Below are 23428 nucleotides of genomic sequence, written 5' to 3'. Positions count from 1 at the left end.
CTTCTAATTATTAGTCTGTCCTTGCTCAGAGTCGGGCAAAGTCATTGAAGAGCGCGATGCTCATCAACATCAGCAGCAATGCTGCCCCAAATCTGAATCCTATTTCCTGCACCTTTTCAGACACAGGTTTACCAGTGATTACCTCAACGAAGTAATACAGCAGGTGTCCCCCATCGAGCACAGGCAATGGCAGCAGGTTAATGATGCCTAAATTGACACTGATAAGCGCGAGGAAACCGAGAAAGTAAACCAAGCCATAGTTTGCACTATTGCCCGCACCCTGTGCGATTGAGATAGGTCCACTTAAGTTTTTCACTGACACATCGCCAGTAAATAATTTGCCAATCATCTTAAAGCTCACAGCAACAAGTTGCCATGTTTTATCGGCTGCGATAGCAAAAGATTCGATTGGGCCATATTCGAGTTGCAGGCGCATATTCTCAGGCCACTGTGCCTGAGCTGGGATCACCCCGAGCACGCCTACCTCTTTGCCATCACTATTTTTAACACTTGCAGGTGTCACGGAGATGGCAAACTGCTCGCCATTACGGCGCACTGTTAACTCCACAGGCACATTGGCAGAATGTTGAATAATGTCAACAAAAGCTTGCCAATCGGTGTAATTTTGGCCATTGATGGCAACCAAGGTATCACCGACCTTCAGGTCACTCTTAGCCGCCGCACTGCCTTCGCTGATGAGCGCAATTTGTGGCTCAATCGCAGGGCGATACACGCCCAGACCCAACGCTGTAATTGGCGACTCTTTTTCTGGGTCGAAACGCCACTCGCGGGTATCAAGGGTGTAAGTGCGAGCTGTGGTGTCTAAACCCTGCAAGCCATTTAGCGGCGCAAGGGAGACGGTTAAGCTGTCATCGCCGATATGGCCAACTAGCGCTAAATTCACTTCTTCCCAATTGCGTACTGGCTGGCCTGAAATCGCCGTCACTTGCATTGGCTCGTTCACTTGGATTTGCGCCGCTGCCGTGCCAGGTGTCGTCGAGGTAATCACCGGCTTGAGCGATGGCACACCAATTAAGTACATAAAATACAGCGCGATAATCGCAAAGATAAAGTTAGCAATAGGCCCTGCGGCCACAATCGCAATCCGTTGCCAAACAGTCTTACGGTTAAAGGCTTGGTCCTTTAACTCATCGGGTACGTCTTCTACTCGCTCATCGAGCATTTTGACATAGCCGCCTAATGGGATCATGGCGATGACGTACTCAGTGCCATCTTGACCCACTTTGCGCCAAATAGCCTTACCAAAACCAATCGAGAAACGTTCAACCTTCACGCCACAGCGACGTGCAACATAGAAATGGCCGTATTCGTGGGCGGTGATGAGCAGCCCAAGCGCAACGATAAACGAACCTAAGTTCCACAAAAAATCTAACATTCCACTCCTTATGTCATCGTCAAATCCGCTTAAGCCACACTAAATGAGGGTTAAGCAAATTTCGCTAACTGTTCGCGGGCATAAATCCGCGTTTGTGCATCGAGGGCGATAATATCATCGATGCTGGTCATCGCCCGTTTAGGCACAGAGGATAAACAAGCTTCATTCACCTTGGCGATATGGGTAAAACCAATCTGCCCCTGTAAAAATGCCTCGACGGCGATTTCATTGGCGGCATTGAGTACCGTAGTTGCTTCTTGGCCTTGGGCACACGCGGCAATCGCTAACGCCAAACAGGGGAAGCGATTAAAGTCTGGCTCACAAAAGCTTAACTGTCCGACTTTGAAAAAATCCAAAGGTTCAACGCCAGAGCGAATTCTTTGTGGATAGGACATACAATGTGCAATCGGTGTACGCATATCCGGGTTACCCATTTGCGCGATCACGCTACCATCCCGGTATTGCACCATCGAATGGATAACGCTCTGCGGATGGATAACCACCTTTAATTGGTCTTTCTGGGTATTAAACAACCAACGCGCTTCAATAAACTCCAAGCCCTTATTCATCATAGTGGCAGAGTCGACTGAAATTTTCGGGCCCATCGACCAGTTTGGATGTTTACAGGCCTGCGCAGGTGTCATCGACGCAAGGCTGGCAAGCTCAGTAGTTAAAAAGGGGCCGCCAGAGCCTGTCAATAAAATATGGGAAATACCCGATGCGGCTAAGTCACAGCGGCCTAAATTGGCCTGCACCTCTTCGGGTAAGCATTGAAAAATCGCATTGTGCTCACTATCGACTGGTAACAGTGTGGCGCCCGAAGCTTTCGTGGCCTCAATAAAGAGTTCACCTGACATCACCAAGGCTTCTTTATTGGCAAGCAATACCCGCTTACCCGCCTTAACAGCAGCTAAGGTGGGCACTAACCCCGCTGCGCCAACAATTGCCGCCATCACAGTATCCACCTCGGTGGCTGTGACTAAGGCGATGAGTTCATCCTCACCGCTACTGACTTTGATATTAAGTTCAGGGGGAAGCTTGGCGTGTAGCGTTAATGCGGCCTGACTATCGACCATATGGGCGACTTGGGGGCGATGGGTCAAACACAGGGCGAGCATCTTATCGACACTCGCATTCGCCACTAAAGCGTAAACTCGATAGGCATCGGGATTAGCCGAAATCACACTTAAAGTACTGGCACCAATCGACCCGGTTGCGCCCAAAATCACCATATTTTGCATAGCGTTACATCCAGAATGCAATGTAGATTAAGGTAAACACCGGCAAGGCCGCAGTGAGGCTGTCGATGCGATCGAGAACGCCACCATGCCCAGGCAGAATGGTGCCCGAGTCTTTGATGCAGGCGGCACGCTTAAACATACTCTCGGATAAATCGCCAAGCGCCGATATCAGCGCCACAAAAAGGGTGACCGCGACCACTAAACCTAATTCCTGCTCAGGCGAAAAATACATCACGCCAGCGACCACAATTAGTGTCGTCATCAGGCCGCCCAGTAACCCTTCTAAGGTTTTTGCGGGGCTCACCGCAGGCATCAGCTTGGTCTTGCCGACCGCTTTACCGACAAAATACGCGCCCGAGTCCGCCGCCCAAACAATCAGCATCACCAGTAATACCAATGACCCACCATAGTAAGTCGATATTTGCGAGCTAATGGATTTGAGAGCAATCAGCGCCACGAAACAAGGCACTAAGGTGAGTTGTCCAAACATGGACTTTAGCATGGGGTTCTTTTGCCAGAGTTTGGCGCTCTTAGGGTAAGTCACCACCAACAGCAGCGACACTATCCACCACAGTGCACCGATGGCCATCACGGCAAGATAGATAGGATGAATTTGTCCCCTAAGCCAAATGGTGTCGGCGGGAACAATTAAATTCAACGCGATAAGCAAAATACCGACGGTGCAAGTAAAACTCCATTGAGTCACATCACATTGACTATCGATGATCCTGCCCCACTCCTTAGCGGCGATCAGAAACACGGCCACTAGGGCCCAAGCAAAGTACTCTACGGGGAGTAAAAAGATCGCTCCCAAAACTAATGGAATTAACCAAATTGCTGTTATTATACGTTGTTTTAGCAAAAAAAATCCCTCATGACGTTTTACAATGCGCGCATCTCATCAATTTGACTTCCGGTCAAACCAAAACGGCGCTGGCGACTGGCAAAAGTGGCAATCGCTTCATGAAAAGCCTGTTCATCGAAATCAGGCCAAAGGGTGTCCATAAACACCAATTCAGCATAGGCAGCCTGCCAGAGCACAAAATTGCTGATCCGGTAATCCCCACCCGTACGGATCATTAAATCAACTTCACTCTGATTTTGCATGCACAAATGTTCACTCAGGGCTTCTTCGGTGAACTGACTGCTGTTCATTTCGCCATTTTCCACCTTTTCAGCTAACTTTTGCGCAGCTTGCAGTATGTCCCAACGGCCACCGTAATTAGCCGCTACATTCAATATCAATCCACTGTTGCCTGCGGTTTTTTCTTCTGCGGCACGAATTTGTTTTTGTAAACGCGCAGAAAAACGGCTGATATCGCCGATGATATTCAATCTGACTTGGTTCTTATCGAGTAACTTAATTTCCCGTTGTAACACGGTAAAAAACAATTCCATCAGCAAGCTGACTTCTTTATCGGGTCTACGCCAATTCTCGCTGGAAAACGCAAATAGCGTCAGCGATTGTATCCCTAACTGACTGGCCGCACTCACCGCACGTCTCACCGCCTTTACGCCGGCTTTATGCCCCATTACTCGTGGTTTGCCCTGGGTTTGGGCCCAACGTCCATTACCATCCATAATAATCGCAACATGTTTAGGTAATGACTGTTTAACGAGTTCGGGTAATACCTCCGGTAAGCTTGTCTGAGCACAAGCATCCTGCTCAGTCGACCTAGATTGCGGATCAAATTCCACTGTGGATGACATCTATTACAACCCTTTAAAATAGACAAACGCCGTGTAGTATACCCCTACACGGCGTAGCAACTCTAGCTTATAGCGCCTGAGATTAGACTTCCATCAACTCAATTTCTTTGGCCGCTAAAATCTCATCGACCTTCTTAATGTGAGCATCGGTGAACTTTTGCACTTCGTCTTCAAAGCGGCGAACATCATCTTCAGTACATTCTTTGGCTTTTTCGAGCTTCTTCACTTCAGAAATCGCGTCACGACGTACGTTACGAATCGCCACACGGCCGCCTTCGGCTTCTGCACGAACTACCTTGATGAAGTCTTTACGACGTTCTTCAGTCAGTGCAGGTAATGGAATACGTAAAGTTGCGCCCGCTGACATTGGGTTTAAGCCAAGGTCTGAGCTCATGATCGCTTTCTCAACCGCTTGGATTGCACTGCGATCAAACACTGTCACAGACAGGGTGCGTGCATCTTCAACACCCACGTTTGCCACTTGATTGAGTGGAGTCATAGTGCCGTAGTAAGACACTTGGATAGAGTCCAGTAAGCTTGGGTGTGCACGACCAGTACGTACTTTCGCCATTTGGTTCTTAGTCGCTTCTACGCATTTACCCATGCGCTCTTGAGCATCTTTTTTAATATCTGCAATCACGTTAAATGTCCTTCTTGGTCATTAAAAACTTATTTCGCTTTGATCAATGTGCCTTCTTCTTCACCCATGACCACACGGCGCAGTGCACCAGGTTTGTTCATGTTGAATACTAGGATTGGCATGTCATGATCACGCGCCATCGTAAAGGCTGCTAAGTCCATTACTTTTAATTCTTTGTCCAGTACTTCAGTGTACGATAATTCATCGTACTTCACGGCTTCTGGATTTTTCATCGGGTCGTCAGAATAAACGCCGTCAACTTTAGTGCCTTTTAGCACGACTTCTGCTTCGATTTCAATGCCGCGTAAGCAAGCAGCAGAATCGGTAGTGCAGAATGGGTTACCAGTACCCGCAGCAAAAATCACTACACGGCCTGATTTTAATAAGCTGATAGCCTCAGCCCAATTGTAGTCGTCACACACCCCTTTTAACGGGATTGCCGACATCAGACGAGCATTAACATAGGCACGGTGCAGGGCATCACGCATGGCCAAGCCGTTCATAACCGTTGCCAGCATACCCATGTGATCGCCCACCACACGGTTCATGCCAGCTTTTGCTAGGCCTTCACCGCGAAATAGATTACCACCACCAATGACCACACCCACCTGAATGCCTAACTCTACCAGCTCTTTCACTTCTTGAGCCATGCGATCTAACACTTTAGGGTCGATGCCGAAGCCTTCGTCGCCCATCAGTGCTTCGCCACTTAATTTTAGAAGAATGCGTCTAAATGCAGGTTTTGGATTGGTGCTCATAATTTTTATATCCTGGTCATAACAAGACCGCAGCCATTGCTGCGGTCTTGGGGGTATTTAGCGTTGGCGATTAAGCCTTTTTAGAAGCGGCGATTTGAGCAGCAACTTCAGCTGCGAAATCTTCTTCTTTCTTCTCAATACCTTCACCCACTTCTAAACGAATGAAGTTAGTGACTTTAGCGCCTTTCTCTTTCAAGAATTCGCCAACAGTTTTCTTTGGTTCCATGATGTAAGCTTGACCAGTCAGAGAGATCTCACCGGTGAACTTCTTCATACGACCAACAACCATTTTCTCTGCGATTTCAGCAGGCTTGCCTTCATTCATAGAGATTTCGATTTGCAGAGCTTGTTCACGAGCGACTACGTCAGCTGGAACGTCTTCTGGGTTAACGTATTCAGGCTTAGAAGCAGCAACGTGCATTGCTAGGTGCTTCAGAGTTTCCTCATCCGCTTCACCCGTTACTACAACACCAATACGCTCACCGTGACGGTAAGAAGCTAATTGAGTGCCGTCGATGTACTCAACGCGACGAACGTTGATGTTTTCACCGATTTTTGCAACCAGAGCAACACGGGCTTCTTCGAATTGGGCTTTTAAGTCTTCTAAAGACACTTTAGACGCTGCAGCAACGTCTAAAACAGCGTTAGCAAAACCTAAGAAGTTCGCATCTTTAGCAACGAAGTCAGTTTGGCAGTTTACTTCTAACAGTACTGCGAAACCTTCACCGTTTTTGATCAGGATAGTACCGTCAGCAGCGATGTTACCTGCTTTCTTAGCAGCTTTAGCAGCACCAGACTTACGCATGTTGTCAATTGCTAACTCCATGTCGCCGTTGGTTTCTTCTAACGCTTTTTTACAATCCATCATGCCTGCGCCAGTACGCTCGCGCAGTTCTTTAACTTGGGCAGCAGAAATTGCCATTGTTAAATCCTCTCTAAAAATTCGACTAATTTGCAGATATAAAACAGGGGCCGAATGGCCCCTGTTAACCAATCAAAATCTTGGTTAATAAGGGTGATGAAACTCATCCCGCCTTATTATTATTCGGCTTCTACGAAACCGTCTTGCTCAGCTTGAACAGCTAAATCTTGACCACGGCCAGCGTTAGCGGCTGCAGCAACAGAAGTAGTGTACAGGCGAATAGCGCGCATTGCGTCGTCGTTACCAGGAACGATGTAGTTAACACCGTCTGGAGCAGAGTTAGTATCAACAACTGCAACAACAGGGATACCCAGGTTGTTAGCTTCTTTAATAGCGATATGCTCGTGGTCAGCGCCGATAACGAATAATACGTCTGGCAGGCCGCCCATGTTCTTAATACCGCCTAAAGATTTTTCCAGCTTTTCAAGCTCACGAGTACGCATCAGCGCTTCTTTCTTGGTCAGCTTGTCGAAAGTACCGTCTACTGATTGGCTTTCCAGTTCTTTCAGACGCTTGATTGACTGACGAACGGTTTTCCAGTTAGTCAGCATACCGCCTAACCAGCGGTGATCAACGTAGTACTGATCGCAAGAAATAGCAGCTTCTTTGATCGCTTCGCCAGCAGCACGTTTAGTACCAACGAATAATACTTTACCTTTCTTTGAAGCAACGTTGCTGATGAAAGCCAGTGCTTCATTGAACATTGGCACAGTATGCTCTAGGTTGATGATGTGAACGCCGTTGCGAGCACCGAAAATGAATGGCTTCATTTTTGGGTTCCAGTAACGGGTTTGGTGACCGAAGTGGACACCGGCCTGGAGCATATCGCGCATTGAAACTGTAGTCATTTCTATTACCTTAAAATTTAGGGGGTTAGACCTCCACGTATCCCATGTCTTCGACCCCGCAGTTAACAGCTGAGGGCACCCCGAAGAATGTGTCGACACGTGTGTGATTTAGTATTTAGATAAATTGCCATGTATAATGGCCGCCATCTTTAGTCTTGCCTTGGGTTAAGATAAGCAAAAGCTAACCTTAAACAACCTGCAAGACTTAAACATAACGGCGCGCTTTATACCATAAATAGCCCTAAAGCACAAATTTTTGCATCGGGTAGATAGCGCCAATAGACATCGAAGACACAAGAGAAAACGCAATGAGTATAGTCATTAAGACAGCAGAAGAAATCGAGAAAATGCGCGCAGCGGGTAAGCTGGCCGCACAAGTATTAGAAATGATCGCCCCCTATGTTAAGGCCGGCGTGAGCACTAATGAACTCAACGATATCTGCGCCAAATATACCGAAGAGCAAGGGGCGATTTCTGCCCCGCTCAACTACCATGGTTTTCCTAAGTCGATTTGTACTTCGCTAAACAACGTGATTTGCCATGGTATTCCTAGCGACCGCGTTCTCAAGGATGGCGATATTCTCAATATCGATATCACAGTCATCAAAGACGGTTACCACGGCGATACCTCTAAAATGTTCTTAATCGGTGAAGTCAGCCCTAAGGACAAGCGCCTGTGCCGCATCGCGCAAGAGAGTTTATACCTCGCCATTCGTAAGGTTCGCCCGGGGTTAAAACTGGGAGAAATCGGCAATACTATCGAAAAATTCATCAAAGCCAGCAAAACAGGTCTTGAGAAATATTCCATCGTGCAAGATTATTGTGGTCACGGTATTGGTGCTGGTTTCCATGAAGAGCCGCAGGTTATGCACTACCGTAATGGCGATAACACCATTTTACGCCCAGGCATGTGTTTTACCATTGAGCCGATGATCAACGCTGGTCGCCACACCACAGTGTTAGACCGCAATGATAATTGGACTGTAACCACCTCAGATGGTAAAAATTCAGCCCAATGGGAACACACATTATTAGTGACTGAAACCGGTGTAGAAGTCCTGACTCTGCGTGATGAGGAAGACTTCCCGCGAATCATTAATCACTAAGCGACATACTTAGTACGTTAGGACTCAGAGGATTACTGAACACCTAACTCATCCAAACAAGGGACTCGATGAATACAGCTCTGCTAGCTAAACAATCATTAATCGAACAGAATCAAACGCTTTTAGCAAGATTCAAAGCAAAAAAACCGATTGAAGAGCTAGTGACGCAGCGCTGTCAGTTCGTCGATTCCCTCGTCAAACAGGCCTGGCAACAGCACGGTCTGGACCAATATCCCATCGCCCTGATTGCCGTTGGCGGCTATGGTCGCGGCGAGTTACATCCACACTCGGATGTCGATTTATTATTCCTGTTCGAAGGTGAGTTATCAAAGGCGGCCGAAACCGCGCTCAGCGAATTTATCGCCTTTTTATGGGACGCCAGCCTTGAGATTGGCCACAGTGTTCGCACCCTCAGCGATACTCTAAATCTGGGTCGAGAAGACATCACCATCGCCACTAACCTGCTCGAGGCTCGGTTGCTCTCTGGCCCGGAATTCCTGTTTGATCAACTCTATGATGCCATCCGTCAGAGCGACTTTTGGACGTCGAGCCAGTTCTTTATCGCCAAACGTGATGAACAAACGGCCCGCCATGCCAAGGCGAGCGCCTTTGACCTTGAGCCCAATATCAAGAGTTGCCCCGGCGGCCTGAGGGACATTCAAACCATCGCCTGGGTTGCTATGCGCCACTTTGGCGCCTCACGCCTAGAAGAACTGGTTCAATACGAGTTTTTAGAACCCGCCGAATTGGAAGAACTGCTCGAATGTCAGCATTTTCTGTGGAAGCTGCGCTTTGCCCTGCATATGGCGGTCGGTCGAGATGAAAATCGTCTGCTGTTCGATGTCCAACGCCAAGTGGCCGAGCTCATGGGTTATGAAGACGCCACCCAACTCGCCGTTGAGCAGATGATGAAACGCTACTATCGCACGGTGCGCCGCGTGATGGAGCTGAACGAAATGCTGTTGCAGCTGTTTAAGCGGGCGACACTGGGCCAAACCAAGGCCTTAGAGATTCAAGCGATTGACAATAACTATCAACGCCGCGGTGCTTTTATCGAGGCCTTAAGGGACGATTTATTCGATAGCGGCGAAGAAATTGTACGCCTCTTTGTCCATGTCGCTAAAAACTCCAATATCAAAGGCATTTATGCGCCGACACTAAGATCGCTAAGGCGCGCACGCCGGGCACAGCTGCAACCCTTGCAGGAAAATCCGCAGTGCCGCCAAGCCTTTATGGAAATTTTAAAACATCCTCGTGGCATCGCGGCCTTATCGCTGATGCACAAACACGGGGTGCTGTCGGCCTATTTGCCCGCATGGCGCAATATCGAAGGCCAAATGCAGTTTGACCTGTTCCACGCCTACACGGTAGATGAACACACCCACAGATTGCTGCTCAATATCGAGCGCTTCTCTCAGCCTGAGCAGAAGGAAGAGTTTCCTTTAGGCTCAGTGCTTATCAATCAGTTGCCGAAAAAAGGTTTGTTAGTTCTCGGCGCAATTTTCCATGATATCGCTAAGGGACGCGGCGGCGATCACAGCAAGCTTGGCTCAAGCGATGCCCTCGCCTTCTGTAAGCTCCATGGCTTGAACGACCATGATGGCCGCTTAGTCGCTTGGTTAGTCGAAAATCACTTAGTGATGTCGGTAACTGCCCAGCGCCGCGATATTTCCGATCCCGATGTGGTGGCCGACTTCGCCAGCAAAGTACGCGATGCGGTGCATTTAAGTTATTTATACTGCTTAACCGTCGCTGATATCTGCGCCACCAACGAGAAGACCTGGAACAACTGGAAGGGCTCACTGCTACGCGACTTATATTTTTCCACCCAAAGGGTGCTCGCGCGCGGCAAAGAAAAACCCGTCGATATTCGCGCACGGGTGCGGGAATATCAAGCCAAGGCTAAAAAAGAATTACTACGGCGCGGCATAAAAGAAAAAGACTTAGATACTCTCTGGCAACGCTTTAAGGCCGACTACTTTTTGCGACACCAGCCGAATCAGGTTGCTTGGCATGCCGAAGCCATCCTTAAGCATAAACAGTTGGACGAGCCGCTAGTGCTAGTGTCTAAGCACACGACGCGCGGCGGCACTGAACTCTTTGTCTACTGTCAGGATAGACCTAAGCTATTCGCGACTGTGATGGCGGTGCTCGATAATAAAAACATCAACGTCCACGACGCTAACGTTATGACATCGAAGGATAATTACGCCCTCGACACCTTCGTTATCCTCGAGCAAGACGGCGCCCCCGTGAGCCAGCTCTCACGTATTCAGAGTATCCGTAAGGCCCTTGAAAAGGCGCTTGCAAGCGATAATCCTAAGCTGCCGCGCTTTAGAAAGCTGTCACGCAAGATGAAACCTTTTAATGTTCCCACTCAGGTGAGTTTCCTTGAGAGTCACCGTCATGGTACAAGTATGATGGAACTCATCGCCTTGGATACGCCGGGATTATTAGCTAAAGTGGGCGATATTTTTTATCGCTGCAACACCACCTTGCTGGCCGCCAAGATCACCACCATTGGCGAGCGAGCCGAAGACTTTTTTATTTTGCAAACCAATGATGGCTTGCAACTCAATGAAACCCAAGAGAATACGCTCAAGGAAGCCTTGATTAGCGCGCTGAGCGCCATCAACACAGAGTCAACCAATTAACCAAAACGGGAGAAGTAAATGGAGGCTTTACGCCAACGTATTGAGGCCGCATTTGAAGCGCGTGCCGACATCACACCAAGCACTGTTGACGCAAGCGTGCGTAACGATGTGCTAAATGTCATCAATATGCTCGATAAAGGTGAACTGCGCGTCGCCGAGAAAATCGATGGCCAATGGCATGTACATCAATGGTTGAAGAAGGCGGTATTACTGTCATTCCGTATTTTCGATAACGCGGTTATCGATGGTGCCGAAACCAAATATTTCGATAAAGTACCGTTAAAGTTCGCCGAATATGACGAAGCCCGCTTTAAAGCCGAAGCTATACGTGTGGTGCCATCGGCAACCGTACGTAAAGGCTCTTTTATCGGTAAAAACACTGTGTTAATGCCTTCTTACGTGAACCTTGGCGCCTACGTTGACGAAGGCACTATGGTTGACACTTGGGCAACCGTTGGCTCATGTGCGCAAATCGGTAAAAACGTGCACTTATCCGGTGGTGTGGGCATCGGTGGCGTACTCGAGCCGCTGCAAGCGGGCCCTACCATTATTGAAGACAACTGCTTTATCGGCGCACGCTCAGAAATCGTTGAAGGCGTCGTGGTTGAAGAAGGCTCAGTGATTTCAATGGGCGTTTATATCGGCCAAAGCACCCGTATTTATGACCGTGAAACGGGCGAAATCCACTACGGCCGTGTACCAGCTGGCTCAGTCGTGGTATCGGGTAACCTGCCATCGGCTTGCGGTAGATACAGCCTATACGCTGCCATCATTGTGAAAAAAGTGGACGCAAAAACCCGCGGTAAAGTGGGTATCAACGAACTGTTACGTATCGTCGATTAAGCGTTTCGCTACATAGCGGGATAACAAAATGCCAAGCAAGCTGCTTGGCATTTTTATCAACCAAATTCCGTTAAATTAAACGCTCTACATCCTGCCTTAACTTATTCGCCATCGCTATTGCACGCCAGCCAATTACGCCTATTGCATGTTGCGCCTTATTCACAACCACCAAAAACTCAGAGTCAGACTCATTAAGCTGCTGCAACGCATCTTCTGAAGTCGCCACATCACTAATTAAAGGAACAGAATGCTCCATGATTTGATGGGCTTTTTTACGCAAAAAAGCCCTATCCTGTTCTCGCTCGGCTGCACTGCCAATGAGAGGGCTGAGCCAATAGTCCAATAATCTTAGGGTGATAACGCCAATGAGGTGATGTTCTTCATCCTGCACAACTGCCACTTTAGCATGGGCGTGAGTCAGTAGTCGTTTAATGTCGGCTAACTCATGGTCTAAAGTGACTGTCACTACCGGGTCTAGCGCGGCAGAACCTATATGATCGCTAATACTAATTTCACGGTTAATAAGTACCTCTAAACAGGTTTCAACTATGTCAGGATCAAATAAGGTCCCTTTACCCGTCCGCAGCACTTCTGTCATCTTCGCCAATCCCAATGACGGACGATAAGGTCGATGTGATAGGATTGAATCAGCCACATCGGCAACGGCAATAATTTTAGCCTCATAAAGAATCGCTTTATCCTTCAATCCCAATGGGTAACCCGATCCATCAAGCCGCTCATGATGCTGTAATATCATCTGTTTTATGGGCCAAGGAAATTCGACATCCTCTACTATTTCTGCTCCATGCTGTGGATGAGTTTGAATTAAAGCGTATTCTTCTTTGGATAGTTTTGAAGGCTTAGTCAATATCTGCGATGGTATTGCAAGTTTACCTATGTCATGCACCAGTGCACCGATTTTTAGCCCCTCTAAACGCTGCGGTTCAAGTCCGAGTTTTTCACCTATTAGATAACTTAATTGGGCTACCGACTTTTGATGCCCCGCGGTATAAGCATCTTTAAGTTCTAATGCCTCGGAAATGGCGCTGATAAGCTGGGTTAACGATTGGGATAATTGTTCCTTTTGCGCCTTGATGATTTTGGACTGACGAGACACCGCCCTTAAACTTCGTGGAAGCTCAATCGAGGGCCATAAAATACTCGCAAAAGTGAGCAATGAGCGGGCATCTTGACGACTGTAGGGGTCACTTCGACCAACGACGCAAATAATTCCCATCAACCGATTTCGAAATAAAATGGGTACCGCTAAATAGCGTTCATCAAGCAGTAATTTATCGAATACTCGCTCGGTACCCGCTGGCTTACCTAGGCTATTTTTAATGATAGGCTTAAAGTTTTGAGCGCATTCAAGCCAAACAAGACTTTCAGTTTCAGGAGCTTGGGTTTCTTCTTCGACTATGTCTTGGAGGCCAATCTTAGACTGGGGATATTGGGTTCTAGCCGCCAAGGTAAGTAATTTCGATTTTTCGTTATGTAAAAGAATAAATCCATGCCGACTACTACTGAGTGCAACATATTTGGCTACAGCAACGCGGAAAACATCCTCTGGAGAAGACCTTATGACTTCTTCAATATGCTGTAACCAAACGTCGCTCGCTTGGATTGCTCGGCGATAATCTACATGCAACTCTTTAATTTTGGGATCTTCAAAATTAATCTCAGATAAGATCAAGTACCATCCATCTTCTGGGACTGCATGCAAAGCAAAATGCACATTCGTACCATTATTGTCCTGTAACTGGAAACCGATATAGCCATCGCTACGATGCTCAATATCGGCACATAAATCAGTGTCAAAAGCACTGAATAACTGACAAATGGGTTTATTAATGATTTGCGCTGCTGAGCGGTTACAGCGCTCATAAAAGGCTTGACTCATTTTTTGAACACGAAACTCTTTATCGAGTTGTGCCCAAGACAAATGCAAACCATCGGGTAGATCCATCGTTCCGACAATTAGACCGCGATTTGTTGACATCCAACCTCCATCCTTGATTAAAAATAGGAATGTAGACTTAAAAACTCATTAGGACATGAACAAAGCAAAAATCCTATTAAACATAAGGATAGCAAAGCTAATGTAAGCCACAAGCTAAAACTGAAACATAAGATCCCCATCACGGTATAGGCAAGAGCGTGCTGGGGATACTCAAATAAAATTTAACGACTTAAAACACAATGGTCTTATTGCCGTAGACCACTACTTGCTCATTCAGCACAAGTTGTAATGCTTTGCTGAGGACGCTTTTTTCGACATCTCGCCCCGCTTTAGCCATTTCAAGCGCACTGTAACTGTGATCGACGGGGATCACATCCTGTTTAATGATGGGCCCTTCATCGAGGCAATTATTCACAAAATGCGCCGTCGCACCGATAATCTTTACCCCTCGCTCCCAGGCTTGGCGGTAAGGTGCGGCACCGATAAATGCTGGCAAGAAAGAATGATGGATATTGATGATACGGTTTGGATATTCGGCGACGAAATCCGGCGTCAGCACCCGCATATATTTAGCGAGCACCAGATAATCGGGCGCGTATTGCGACACAGCGGCCAGTAACGCCTGCTCATGCTGAATTCTGTCGAGCCCTTCGTGACTGACTAGATGAAAAGGAATATCAAATTTTTCAACCAATTCCCTTAACACATCATGGTTGCCCACCACGGCTGCTATCTCAACATTCAAGCCGCCATAGTAGGCCTTCATCAGCAGATCACCCAAACAATGGGCTTCTTTGGTGACTAATACGACGATACGCTTCTTACCCGCGCTGACCAAGGTCATATGATTTTGTGCGGGTAACACCTCCCGCAGATCTTGTAGCAATTGCTCGCTGTTAAAGTGCCCTTCGAGCTCAGTGCGCATAAAAAATCGCCCCTGAGCATTATCCACAAACTCACTGTTTTTAATGATGTTAAGCTGATGATTGAAGCAAACACTGGTGATTTTGGCGATAAGCCCTTGGGCATCGGCGCAATCTGTCATCAGGATTTTACGTGCTAAGGCGGGTTTCGCGTTCGATACTTGTTCATGCTGTGACTGCAAAATCTGATCTCCTCTATGGTCCCTTATTTGAGTGTGCCATAGCCCATTCACTCACACAGCATGAAAAGCTTATTTTTTGTGATAAAAAGTGAATTTATTGTGAGTTAACTTTATTAAACACAATAAAGCAGCGATTAATTTCAATAAGATTCAATATTAACGCCGGGTATCTAAATAACGCTGCAAGACTTTGCGTAGGGTTTCGGCTTTGGTGCCATACACCACTTGTACACCTTTGCCCATCACTATCACGCCCTTAGCACCGAGCTGGCTGAGTCGCACTTTATTGACGAGCTCAGGGCAGTGCACACTTAAACGTAAACGGGTGAGACAAGCATTGAGCTCAACAATATTCTCGCGACCGCCCAATGCCGCAATGATGGCCCTTAAGCTCTCTTTGGCACCATGGGGTTCATCGGGTTCGAGACGTCCTGGCGTCTTTAAATTAAATGCCAAAATACTGCCCCTAAACAGCAGGTAATAAATCACCGCCGTCAGCGGCCCTAAGAATGCAAACCAGCCCGTATTGCGCGACAGGGAAAACAACAGCGTGAAATCCACCAACCCATGGGAGAACACAATACTGTGGTGAATATCGAGTAAGATGCAGACAAAATATGCCAGCCCCGACAACACCACATGGATAAGAAATAAAATCGGCGCCACAAACATAAAGGCGAACTCAATCGGCTCTGTGACTCCTGTCAGCCAACTGGCCGCCGCAGCGGAAAGCATAATGCCCGCGACCCGATTACGCTCCGAGGGATCGGCACAGCGCCAAATCGCCAGCGCCGCTGCGGGCAATCCCCACATTTTAATCAAATAACCGCCCGCTAAATTCCCCGCCTGCGGATCACCCGCTAAATAGCGCGCTACTTCCCCCCGAACCACCTCCGAATTCTGTAACGGGTATTGGCCAACTTCTAAATAAAAAGGCGCATTCCAGATATGATGCAAACCAAGGGGAATGAGTAAACGTTCGAACGCGCCATAAACACCAAAGGCGATGGCCGGCTTTTGGTAAACGGCCCAATCGGAAACACGCTCGATTAAAAGAGATAACGGCGGCCACACATGGGCAAGGATATAACCTAAACCCATCGCCAACGGAATGATCAATAAAGAGGCGCTACGTCGCCCCTCGAAAAAGGAGAAAATCGCCGGCAGGCGAATATATTGGCTCCAGCGCACGGCAAAGCAAGTCACGCCACCAATCAACATGCCACCGGCTATCCCAGTGTCTAAGGTTTCCATGCCAAGTAGCAATTGGGTCGGCAGTTGGTAGAGATCCGCTAATGCGGCTAAGGTGGCCGTCATCACCCCATAACCAAATACAGCGGTAAAAGCGGCGATACCTTGATCGCGGCAAAACCCTATCGCCACCGCCACCGCGAACAACATGGGCATGATGGCAAAAATCAGCTTGCCAACCGCCAGCATCAATACGGTTAGCACCTCAGGCATAAAAGGGATTGGACTTACGGTTAAGCCCAGCATCACACCCGCCGCGGGTAAAATAGCAATCGGAATTAACAGCGCCTGACTTAAACGCTGGGCAAATTTAAACCACTGTTGAGTAACGAAATGACCTAAGCGGCGCGTTCGGATTTGACGATTTGATTCCAGCTTTCCAGCCATTTTATCGCTTCGACCTCAGGTTCCATGGTTTCACAGGCATCAATTTCAAGACGCGCCACAACGGGTTTAGCACCTAACTCACTGAGCAATTCATCTACCGATTTACCCGCACCGCAAAAGGTATCGTAACTCGAATCACCAAGTGCGATTACGCTGTATTTCAGCTCAGGCAGATAAGGCGCCGTCTCCTTAAGATGATAATACCAAGGCTGGATATCGTCGGGTAAATCCCCTTGCCCTGTCGTCGAGGTCACCACCACTAACAACTCATCCTGTGGTGGCGTAAATTGGCTAATTTCATTCGGTTGCCACAATTTGGCGTCATAACCAAGTTCTGTCAGCGCTTTTTCTAAGGTTTCGGCGGTAAATTGTGCGCTACCATACACAGTGCCGAACACCAGATTAACTTTTTTCATGATATACTCCGTGCCACATGCGTAAACGCAACTTAGCTGAAGTTACTTTATTGTGAGGCTTTAGGGCAAGCAACAAGGTAAAAATTTTATAAATCAAGTTATTGAGCATGGGGAAGCAAACTGATGCGACAGAGCAATAGGCAAAAACACCTCAAGCACCAACATAAAACCACCCAAATACGACGTAAACATTACTTTCACGCCGCCCAGCAAAATCTGCAATTACCGCCTAACGCCTCGGCGGAATACTCGACCTTAGCCAGCTTGATATCCAACCTCAAAGCAACCGTTAGTTAAAACCGCCGAATGTTGCAGTGAATTGCATGCAACTAGACATATCTCCAAGATGCAAGCTTAAGTCAGCACTCGCCTTAGGCTAGAAGTATCTTTAAGCTAGGAGTCGCCTCTTAAGCGACCACAGGCCCTAAATGCCCAAACAAGCATTGCCTTAAACGGTCGTCGTTTGCTCTGCAATCAAGACACTTGGCTCGCAACAAAGTACGGCATCATCCCAACCCAGTCCTGAAAACACGGTTTCCCATTCTGGCTCAAGCTCGGTTTCAATACTTAAGCGCTCAAGTGTCACCGGGTGAGTGAAGGTTAACTTTTTCGCAATCAGCCACAGTCGGTTGATATCGAAATGTGCGCGGAAAAACGCATTTTGCTTACCATCGCCGTGGGTGGTATCACCAATAATCGGGTGACGTAAATGCGCCATATGGCGTCTGAGTTGGTGCTTACGCCCCGTTTTTGGACTCAGTTTCACTAACGCGAAGCGACTAGTTGCATAACGCCCCGACGGATAAGGAATTTCGGTATTTAATAGCGGCTCATATTGAGTCACAGCGTCCTGCGCGGCCTTATCTTGATTGGCAAACTTGTCAGCCACCTCATCTAATTCGACTTTGAGCGCATAATCCAACACACCACTCTCATGCATATTGCCACGCACCAAGGCCAAATATTGTTTTTCAATACTGTGGTTGGCAAATTGCTCGCATAGGGCGTTGGCCACCTCACTGCTTTTAGCAAATAACAACACGCCCGAGGTGGGTCTATCTAAACGGTGTACCGGAAACACATGGCAACCAACTAAGTCCCGAGTCAGTTGCATCGCAAAAAAGCGCTCACGCCGCGCTAAGTAGCTGCGATGAACCAATAATCCCGCGGGTTTGTGGATAGCCACCAAGTGCTCGTCTTGATACAAGATACGCAGTTCAGGCGCAGGCTCTGACTGCTCGCCGCTCTCGCTTGGATTGTATTTATCCTCTGGCATATCCAGCCAATCATCATCTAGGTTCATTTAACAACATATCCAATTCATTTAAGACACCGATTAAAGGCGCTAACGCCGCTTGTTCGGACCACACATGTTCCGCCATCGGGGCTATCGCAATTTTGCTTGGCAAAGGTTGCCCCGCATCGATAAGGGCTTGCATGCGCGGAATAAAGATAAACTGCAACCATTGTTCTAACGACATAAGATCACAGGCAAAAGGCGCCGTACTGGCCATGGCTTCATCACTGGGCGCACGAGTAGACCAAAGCCCGGCACTTTGTAGCTCGTGGGCAATTTGGGCTAGTTTGGATTGAGTTTGGCTGTAAAGCATCGATATAAGGTCCATTAAGCCACGGTCATTCGACAATTAAGCGTTGCGACTGAGGCGATAAAAGTGTGGCAATCATACCATCGCGCACAACTTCCCCCTATAATGTCGCCAATTTATTGAGCCTTTTTGATTGATATGGCAGCCAAATGACTGAAATTACCACGCTTAGCCAATTTTTAACGACCGCCAAAACCCAATTCCAAGTCTATGAATTAGGACGAAGAGTACAGCACATCGATATGCTGGCCTTCCATCAAATCGAATCATTAGTCACACCCTACCCTTACCCAATTCAAGGGCATGCCCAATTTGCCATCGTGTTTTGGAACGAGAGCCAACAGCACTTTATTTGGTTCCTAAAGCTACCGTTAGACGAACAAGGACTGCTCTCGCCGGCGCCGCGCTCACAGTTTATTGAAATGGTATTAACGGCACTGGGGCAAGATCCGACTCAACCCTTAACCGATGAGCAACAGGATCGCCTCGCTAACAATCCGTTTAGCTTTAAGCCCAGCCAAGAAAAACTGGCGGTATTTAACGCCTTAGTGCGTAAACAATTAGGGTTAAGCGCTTCTATTCAATATGAATTTGCAGTGCAATATCTCTCGGGACAAATTGCACCGAGTGAATGGCAGCATATTGGCCTGCAAGGTTTGAGCGACGTATGTGTTCGCCTTGGGGAATTAGATCACGAGCAGCAACTCCTTGCCAGTTTTGACAATAGTGCGATTGAAGTGCAAATTGCCCTGTGCCAATGTCTCGAACATCTGCATTTAACAGAAGGACTTGCGAATAAACTTTATGCTAAGTTTGTGGCAGCTCCTCCCGAGTACCAAGCCTATTACTTGCGCGCACTCGCCTCTCATACCGAATTGAGTCAACAAGCCTTAGCCCATCTTCAACAAACCGAGCGCTTAGAGGCCAATGAACTCATCAGCATCGCAGGCCGAAACTGGACCGTATTAAAGCAAGAGCTGAGTCGCAGTATTTACCTCGAAGCACTGGCGCGACAACCCCAAGCCTTTTTTAATCAGATCTTTGCTGATATTGTGGCGATTCCCAGTTTGCGTAACCACTTATTGGGTGAATTAAGGAATCCCAATCGGAGTGTTCAACTATCACAGGCCATTGGTGGCTTGTTTAAGGCTACAAGTAAATGATGTCAGATCTGCTGGTAATTATTGCGCTAATTGTGGTTGCGGCCTTCTTTTGGCAATTACGCCAAATGGCAGAATTAAGCCGTATTTTTGCCGAAAAAGAATGTTGTAGACAAAAAGTACAACTCTTAGCCATCGCAATGGAAACGGCTCGCCCCAGCCTTGGCGGCACCACAGGGATCTGTTGGAAGGCAAAATACCTATTCGAATTCAGCACCGATGGCATCAACCAATACCGCGGCCATATTTGGATGCTGGGGAAAAAAGTGCAAAAGATTGAATGGCCTATTTTCCCAGAGCCAGAATGGCAAGAAGCACCAATGGCCAAAGGCAAGTTTGGTGGTTGCGGCAGCCAAAGTAGCTGTAGCTCGGGCAAATGCCATTAATTGACTGCTGTAGACCTTTGAGTTGAATAGACAACGCCGAGTCGTATAGATAACACTCAGCCATAGCTCGGCTCTACATCCGTACTCAATCAGCTTTATCTGCACGAATACCAAAAAAGAAAGGGCGTGGTCTTAAGACCACGCCCTTCTGTTCTCTGTTAAGCTATCCCGCTATTTTCGTGCTCCCTGCACCATCCATGCGTCAACTTGCGTCCTGCAGCATCCCTATTCAATCCGTGATATTTCCCTGTACTCAACGTACTTCCCTATCTCTTGGCGTTCCTTTTACCAAGCTTGCTCTTTCCTGAGCGGTTCCAGCATCATCCGTGAAATAGGTTCAGTAGCATCCTTTCTATTGCACTCCATGTGCCATTGCAATCCTATGCAATTAGGCTATCTATCCCTGATAGTCTTTCCTTCCGTGGTTCGCATCGCTTTCATCCTGAAAGTCTCTCCTTACCACTCCATCAGTGTTTATTCCTTAAACACTGTCCAATCATCCTGACTGCTAACTTCCTGTTCGCTGTAGTTCCGTCTACAAATGAATTCTACGACAGCTAAGGCTGGCCAGCTTTCGCAAAAGCCAAAAATCTAAGGTGCCATATTAAGTTCACACAGGGGGAAATTTATTAACGTTTTGATTAAAAATAATTTATTAAAAACAATATCGTCATTGTCAGTCAAAGAACTTACAAATTACTTACACACTTGTGAGACATATCTCACAAAGACAATGGCAATTTTTATCCTTGTCAAACATTTTGACATCCAAAAAATCTGAATCCCCTGGCACAATTGTCTTAATGAATAAGCAGAAATCTGTCACTTTATAGAATTACGTCTGTATCAACATATAAAAATGAACAATATGACCTAGTTCATGTTGTCGAGCAGAAATTAATGCTGTTCATTCTAGGAGTGTTGGCGTTTCGAGATCAGATGTTGTTCGTTCTGGCAAGCACGTGCTCGCGAAACCAGGAATGATGTGTCGTTCTTCTCCCCCAATGACAAGCAGCTCTTGTGGTAGAAAATATGTATAAACGACTCCGCCAGGAAACGTTGCAGGCGTTATTATACCAATTGTATTAAATATCTATTCATTCAGCGGGAGTTAAACGGGCTTTAGACAAGGCGAAGGCTTTTACTTCACCTAAACTTCATCAAACCGTACAGATCTTTGCCTAATTGTCTGCTGTATTGCAGCCCAAATATCTCAGCAACGCCAACACGCACTAGCCAAATAGCCATTACTCGAATTGCAAAAAAGAAAAGGGCGCACCGTGTGCGCCCCATTTATTCTCTGTAAGCCATCCTGCTCAGTTTGTGCTCCCTGCACCTTCCATGCGTACGTTTGCTTCCTGCAATCGTCCTTGTATCCCTTTTCCCTGTGTATGGAAAACCATAACACTTAATCCGTTGCACCGAAAATCCTGCTTCGGTTATAACCACATCCTATGGTTCGTCCTCGTCGCATCCTGCTTAACACCATCCATAGTATTAGTACAAGCTGTTCACCCTTATACTTATCCTTTAACCCAAGGCTTAACACTTTGAGTAACGCTTAATCCTTAAGCTTGGCTTTTATCATCCTGAAACCTGCCATACCAGCAGATATAAATTCCATATCATCCATGAGAAAGCAGCCCTGCTTTTCCTTAACCTATCCTAGGCATATGACAGCTTTCCTGTAGTCAGAGATTCAAATCCAAGAATCTTAATTCGTCGCTTCTTGCGTCCCTCTCGCCTGTATTGCAATCCCTGCTATCCGTTTGTTTTGGCGTTGAGTAAATTCTACGTGGTTCTCGCTATTTTTGTTTCGCTTAAAGAACACACGCTAGCGCATTTTTCATACAACCACGTTTTATTCAAACATAACACCATGATTTTAAATACACTTTAAAAACTATGATTACAAAACAGTCAGTGAGAAAACATTTTATCCTACAGGCTTTGTAAGCGATCTCTCACACGGAAGTAAGCTTCCTACTTGCCATACAAATTCAGCGTTTGAGTTTTCCGGTGAGAATTTGTGCAAACATCACCCAATCGCCCATCAAACTGTAAAGCGGATATTGAAATGTCGCGGGGCGATTACGTTCAAAAATAAAGTGACCCACCCAGGCAAATCCGTACCCTACGACCGGAGTTAATAACAATAATCCCCAATGGGAAGTGACTACCGCCATGACAATTAATAACAAAACCAGAATGCTACCAATAAAATGTAGCCGCCTACAGGTCAAATCTTGGTGCTGCGAAAGATAAAAAGGATAAAACTCAGCAAAAGAGCGATACGGTTTATTCATCTTGTTGACTCGTATAAAAGAGTAATTGTCCTGCTACACTGCCAATATTAAGTTCACCCAAAGAAACAAAATCATGCATTAAAAAAAGACGAGTGTGAGCTTCCTGCGCGCTAAAGACCCCAATACCTTCAAGCTCAGGTTGTTCATCACACCAACTCACTACGGCTTGCACGAGTTGATGCCCTAAACCTTTATGCTGTTCGTTGGGTGACAAGGCAATAAACTGCAGAATGCCGCACTGCTTACTCGGCAACAGCTCTAAAATGCTCGATTCCTTCCTTATAATCGCTTGAGTAGATTGCCATCCTGTACCGAGCAACATTTTGAGTCGCCAGTGCCAATAGCGACCTTCACCTAACGGTACCTTTTGAGTCACAACACAAGCAACGCCGACTAATCGCGTCTGATGAAAGAGTCCTATTAGTGCTTGTTTTTCCTGCCAAAGTGTATTGAGTTCCTCACGGATCGCTGCGCGTAACTTTTGTTCATAAGCGAATTTGTCTGAAGTGGACAAAGCATCCACAAAGAAAGGGTCGTCATGATAGGCGTTATACAGAATCGAAGCGGCAAGGCGTAAATCTTCGGCGGTGAGGTAAACTGCACGGCACTCATCCAAGGTATTATTGTCCATTATTAGAATTCCTTGATTTAGATCACACTCTTATGAGTAGTAATCAATGTATCAAGTAAACCAAAAAGTGCAAATTTTAATCATAGATTGCTTTTTCTAGT

The 23428-nt window shown here is 47.0% G+C and carries 22 protein-coding genes; 6 read left to right on the top strand and 16 right to left on the bottom strand.

Features of this window, described 5'->3' with window-relative positions; all coding sequences use genetic code 11:
- Positions 1 to 25: 25 nt before the first annotated feature.
- The 8 genes from rseP to rpsB form a co-directional block, all read right to left on the bottom strand.
- Positions 26 to 1396 carry a sigma E protease regulator RseP gene (gene rseP / locus SHD_RS12170; RefSeq protein ID WP_023267389.1) on the bottom strand — a complete coding sequence of 457 codons (1371 nt, stop codon included), beginning with the start codon at positions 1394 to 1396 and terminating at the stop codon, positions 26 to 28.
- 50 nt (positions 1397 to 1446) lie between these two features.
- A complete protein-coding gene (gene ispC, locus SHD_RS12165; RefSeq protein ID WP_023267388.1) occupies positions 1447 to 2637 on the bottom strand; it encodes a 1-deoxy-D-xylulose-5-phosphate reductoisomerase in 1191 nt (396 codons plus the stop codon).
- A 4-nt stretch (positions 2638 to 2641) separates the two neighbouring features.
- Entirely contained in the window at positions 2642 to 3499 is an 858-nt protein-coding gene (locus tag SHD_RS12160; RefSeq protein ID WP_039978279.1) for a phosphatidate cytidylyltransferase, read from the bottom strand.
- A 20-nt stretch (positions 3500 to 3519) separates the two neighbouring features.
- The gene (gene uppS, locus SHD_RS12155) at positions 3520 to 4347 is read right to left on the bottom strand and encodes a polyprenyl diphosphate synthase (RefSeq protein WP_023267386.1); all 828 of its coding nucleotides are present in this window, start codon (positions 4345 to 4347) and stop codon (positions 3520 to 3522) included.
- Positions 4348 to 4429: 82 nt separating this feature from the next.
- On the bottom strand, positions 4430 to 4987 hold the full coding sequence (frr, locus tag SHD_RS12150; protein WP_023267385.1) for a ribosome recycling factor: 558 nt from the start codon (positions 4985 to 4987) through the stop codon (positions 4430 to 4432).
- A gap of 29 nt (positions 4988 to 5016) precedes the next feature.
- Positions 5017 to 5745, bottom strand: coding sequence for a UMP kinase (pyrH, locus tag SHD_RS12145; protein WP_011717690.1), 729 nt, complete (start codon positions 5743 to 5745; stop codon positions 5017 to 5019).
- A gap of 70 nt (positions 5746 to 5815) precedes the next feature.
- On the bottom strand, positions 5816 to 6667 hold the full coding sequence (gene tsf / locus SHD_RS12140) for a translation elongation factor Ts (protein ID WP_011623392.1): 852 nt from the start codon (positions 6665 to 6667) through the stop codon (positions 5816 to 5818).
- Between the two features lie 119 nt (positions 6668 to 6786).
- Positions 6787 to 7515: a 30S ribosomal protein S2 gene (rpsB, locus tag SHD_RS12135; protein ID WP_011071784.1), complete on the bottom strand. Its 729-nt coding sequence runs from the start codon at positions 7513 to 7515 to the stop codon at positions 6787 to 6789.
- Between the two features lie 308 nt (positions 7516 to 7823).
- Between rpsB and map the strand changes: the two genes are divergently transcribed.
- The 3 genes from map (at position 7824) to dapD (ending at position 12118) form a co-directional block, all read left to right on the top strand.
- On the top strand, positions 7824 to 8621 hold the full coding sequence (gene map, locus SHD_RS12130; RefSeq protein ID WP_023267383.1) for a type I methionyl aminopeptidase: 798 nt from the start codon (positions 7824 to 7826) through the stop codon (positions 8619 to 8621).
- 68 nt (positions 8622 to 8689) lie between these two features.
- A complete protein-coding gene (gene glnD, locus SHD_RS12125) occupies positions 8690 to 11275 on the top strand; it encodes a bifunctional uridylyltransferase/uridylyl-removing protein GlnD (RefSeq protein WP_023267382.1) in 2586 nt (861 codons plus the stop codon).
- 18 nt (positions 11276 to 11293) lie between these two features.
- Positions 11294 to 12118 (top strand): 2,3,4,5-tetrahydropyridine-2,6-dicarboxylate N-succinyltransferase, encoded by an 825-nt coding sequence (dapD, locus tag SHD_RS12120; protein ID WP_023267381.1) that lies wholly within the window; start codon positions 11294 to 11296, stop codon positions 12116 to 12118.
- Between the two features lie 70 nt (positions 12119 to 12188).
- Here dapD and SHD_RS12115 read toward each other — a convergent pair whose 3' ends face one another.
- The 4 genes from SHD_RS12115 to SHD_RS12100 all read right to left on the bottom strand — a co-directional run bounded on the left by SHD_RS12115 (position 12189) and on the right by SHD_RS12100 (position 17237).
- Positions 12189 to 14117, bottom strand: a complete 1929-nt coding sequence (locus SHD_RS12115; protein WP_023267380.1) for an HD domain-containing phosphohydrolase — start codon at positions 14115 to 14117, stop codon at positions 12189 to 12191.
- 190 nt (positions 14118 to 14307) lie between these two features.
- Positions 14308 to 15183 carry a formyltetrahydrofolate deformylase gene (gene purU / locus SHD_RS12110; RefSeq protein WP_084294880.1) on the bottom strand — a complete coding sequence of 292 codons (876 nt, stop codon included), beginning with the start codon at positions 15181 to 15183 and terminating at the stop codon, positions 14308 to 14310.
- 156 nt (positions 15184 to 15339) lie between these two features.
- Positions 15340 to 16821: a PTS transporter subunit EIIC gene (locus tag SHD_RS12105; RefSeq protein ID WP_023267378.1), complete on the bottom strand. Its 1482-nt coding sequence runs from the start codon at positions 16819 to 16821 to the stop codon at positions 15340 to 15342.
- Positions 16773 to 17237, bottom strand: coding sequence for a flavodoxin (locus SHD_RS12100; RefSeq protein WP_011623400.1), 465 nt, complete (start codon positions 17235 to 17237; stop codon positions 16773 to 16775). The genes SHD_RS12105 and SHD_RS12100 overlap by 49 nt, the downstream gene beginning before the upstream one ends.
- 123 nt (positions 17238 to 17360) lie before the next feature.
- Between SHD_RS12100 and SHD_RS22060 the strand changes: the two genes are divergently transcribed.
- Positions 17361 to 17534 carry a hypothetical protein gene (locus SHD_RS22060; RefSeq protein ID WP_039978277.1) on the top strand — a complete coding sequence of 58 codons (174 nt, stop codon included), beginning with the start codon at positions 17361 to 17363 and terminating at the stop codon, positions 17532 to 17534.
- Between the two features lie 151 nt (positions 17535 to 17685).
- On the opposite strand, the gene truC is transcribed toward SHD_RS22060, so the two are convergent.
- Both truC and SHD_RS12085 read right to left on the bottom strand, forming a co-directional pair.
- Positions 17686 to 18540 (bottom strand): tRNA pseudouridine(65) synthase TruC, encoded by an 855-nt coding sequence (truC, locus tag SHD_RS12090; RefSeq protein ID WP_023267377.1) that lies wholly within the window; start codon positions 18538 to 18540, stop codon positions 17686 to 17688.
- On the bottom strand, positions 18527 to 18847 hold the full coding sequence (locus tag SHD_RS12085) for a YqcC family protein (protein WP_023267376.1): 321 nt from the start codon (positions 18845 to 18847) through the stop codon (positions 18527 to 18529). Before SHD_RS12085 ends, truC begins: the two co-directional genes overlap by 14 nt.
- Before the next feature lie 146 nt (positions 18848 to 18993).
- On the opposite strand from SHD_RS12085, the gene SHD_RS12080 reads away from it, so the two are divergent.
- Both SHD_RS12080 and SHD_RS12075 read left to right on the top strand, forming a co-directional pair.
- Positions 18994 to 20007 (top strand): DUF3549 family protein, encoded by a 1014-nt coding sequence (locus SHD_RS12080; RefSeq protein WP_023267375.1) that lies wholly within the window; start codon positions 18994 to 18996, stop codon positions 20005 to 20007.
- Positions 20004 to 20390, top strand: a complete 387-nt coding sequence (locus SHD_RS12075) for a DUF3301 domain-containing protein (RefSeq protein ID WP_023267374.1) — start codon at positions 20004 to 20006, stop codon at positions 20388 to 20390. The genes SHD_RS12080 and SHD_RS12075 overlap by 4 nt, the downstream gene beginning before the upstream one ends.
- A gap of 2000 nt (positions 20391 to 22390) precedes the next feature.
- Here the strand turns inward: SHD_RS12075 and SHD_RS12070 are convergent.
- Both SHD_RS12070 and SHD_RS12065 read right to left on the bottom strand, forming a co-directional pair.
- Positions 22391 to 22696 (bottom strand): DUF962 domain-containing protein, encoded by a 306-nt coding sequence (locus SHD_RS12070; protein WP_023267373.1) that lies wholly within the window; start codon positions 22694 to 22696, stop codon positions 22391 to 22393.
- Entirely contained in the window at positions 22689 to 23327 is a 639-nt protein-coding gene (locus SHD_RS12065; protein WP_023267372.1) for a GNAT family N-acetyltransferase, read from the bottom strand. The genes SHD_RS12070 and SHD_RS12065 overlap by 8 nt, the downstream gene beginning before the upstream one ends.
- Positions 23328 to 23428: the final 101 nt, after the last annotated feature.

Source organism: Shewanella decolorationis S12, assembly GCF_000485795.1.
Lineage (GTDB): Bacteria > Pseudomonadota > Gammaproteobacteria > Enterobacterales > Shewanellaceae > Shewanella > Shewanella decolorationis.
Note: the sequence above shows the minus strand (reverse complement) of the source record. Positions and strands in the feature narration are given on the sequence as shown.

Excerpts from the sequence above, each read along its gene's own strand:
- SHD_RS12075 (WP_023267374.1), top strand. The coding sequence starts at position 20,004 with ATGATGTCAGATCTGCTGGTAATTATTGCGCTAATTGTGGTTGCGGCC.
- SHD_RS12080 (WP_023267375.1), top strand. The coding sequence starts at position 18,994 with ATGACTGAAATTACCACGCTTAGCCAATTTTTAACGACCGCCAAAACC.
- SHD_RS12070 (WP_023267373.1), bottom strand. The coding sequence starts at position 22,696 with ATGAATAAACCGTATCGCTCTTTTGCTGAGTTTTATCCTTTTTATCTT.
- SHD_RS22060 (WP_039978277.1), top strand. The coding sequence starts at position 17,361 with ATGCGACAGAGCAATAGGCAAAAACACCTCAAGCACCAACATAAAACC.
- SHD_RS12085 (WP_023267376.1), bottom strand. The coding sequence starts at position 18,847 with ATGCTTTACAGCCAAACTCAATCCAAACTAGCCCAAATTGCCCACGAG.
- ispC (WP_023267388.1), bottom strand. The coding sequence starts at position 2,637 with ATGCAAAATATGGTGATTTTGGGCGCAACCGGGTCGATTGGTGCCAGT.
- SHD_RS12100 (WP_011623400.1), bottom strand. The coding sequence starts at position 17,237 with ATGAAAAAAGTTAATCTGGTGTTCGGCACTGTGTATGGTAGCGCACAA.
- glnD (WP_023267382.1), top strand. The coding sequence starts at position 8,690 with ATGAATACAGCTCTGCTAGCTAAACAATCATTAATCGAACAGAATCAA.
- uppS (WP_023267386.1), bottom strand. The coding sequence starts at position 4,347 with ATGTCATCCACAGTGGAATTTGATCCGCAATCTAGGTCGACTGAGCAG.
- tsf (WP_011623392.1), bottom strand. The coding sequence starts at position 6,667 with ATGGCAATTTCTGCTGCCCAAGTTAAAGAACTGCGCGAGCGTACTGGC.
- dapD (WP_023267381.1), top strand. The coding sequence starts at position 11,294 with ATGGAGGCTTTACGCCAACGTATTGAGGCCGCATTTGAAGCGCGTGCC.
- truC (WP_023267377.1), bottom strand. The coding sequence starts at position 18,540 with ATGAACCTAGATGATGATTGGCTGGATATGCCAGAGGATAAATACAAT.
- SHD_RS12115 (WP_023267380.1), bottom strand. The coding sequence starts at position 14,117 with ATGTCAACAAATCGCGGTCTAATTGTCGGAACGATGGATCTACCCGAT.
- rseP (WP_023267389.1), bottom strand. The coding sequence starts at position 1,396 with ATGTTAGATTTTTTGTGGAACTTAGGTTCGTTTATCGTTGCGCTTGGG.
- SHD_RS12105 (WP_023267378.1), bottom strand. The coding sequence starts at position 16,821 with ATGGCTGGAAAGCTGGAATCAAATCGTCAAATCCGAACGCGCCGCTTA.
- pyrH (WP_011717690.1), bottom strand. The coding sequence starts at position 5,745 with ATGAGCACCAATCCAAAACCTGCATTTAGACGCATTCTTCTAAAATTA.
- map (WP_023267383.1), top strand. The coding sequence starts at position 7,824 with ATGAGTATAGTCATTAAGACAGCAGAAGAAATCGAGAAAATGCGCGCA.
- SHD_RS12065 (WP_023267372.1), bottom strand. The coding sequence starts at position 23,327 with ATGGACAATAATACCTTGGATGAGTGCCGTGCAGTTTACCTCACCGCC.
- rpsB (WP_011071784.1), bottom strand. The coding sequence starts at position 7,515 with ATGACTACAGTTTCAATGCGCGATATGCTCCAGGCCGGTGTCCACTTC.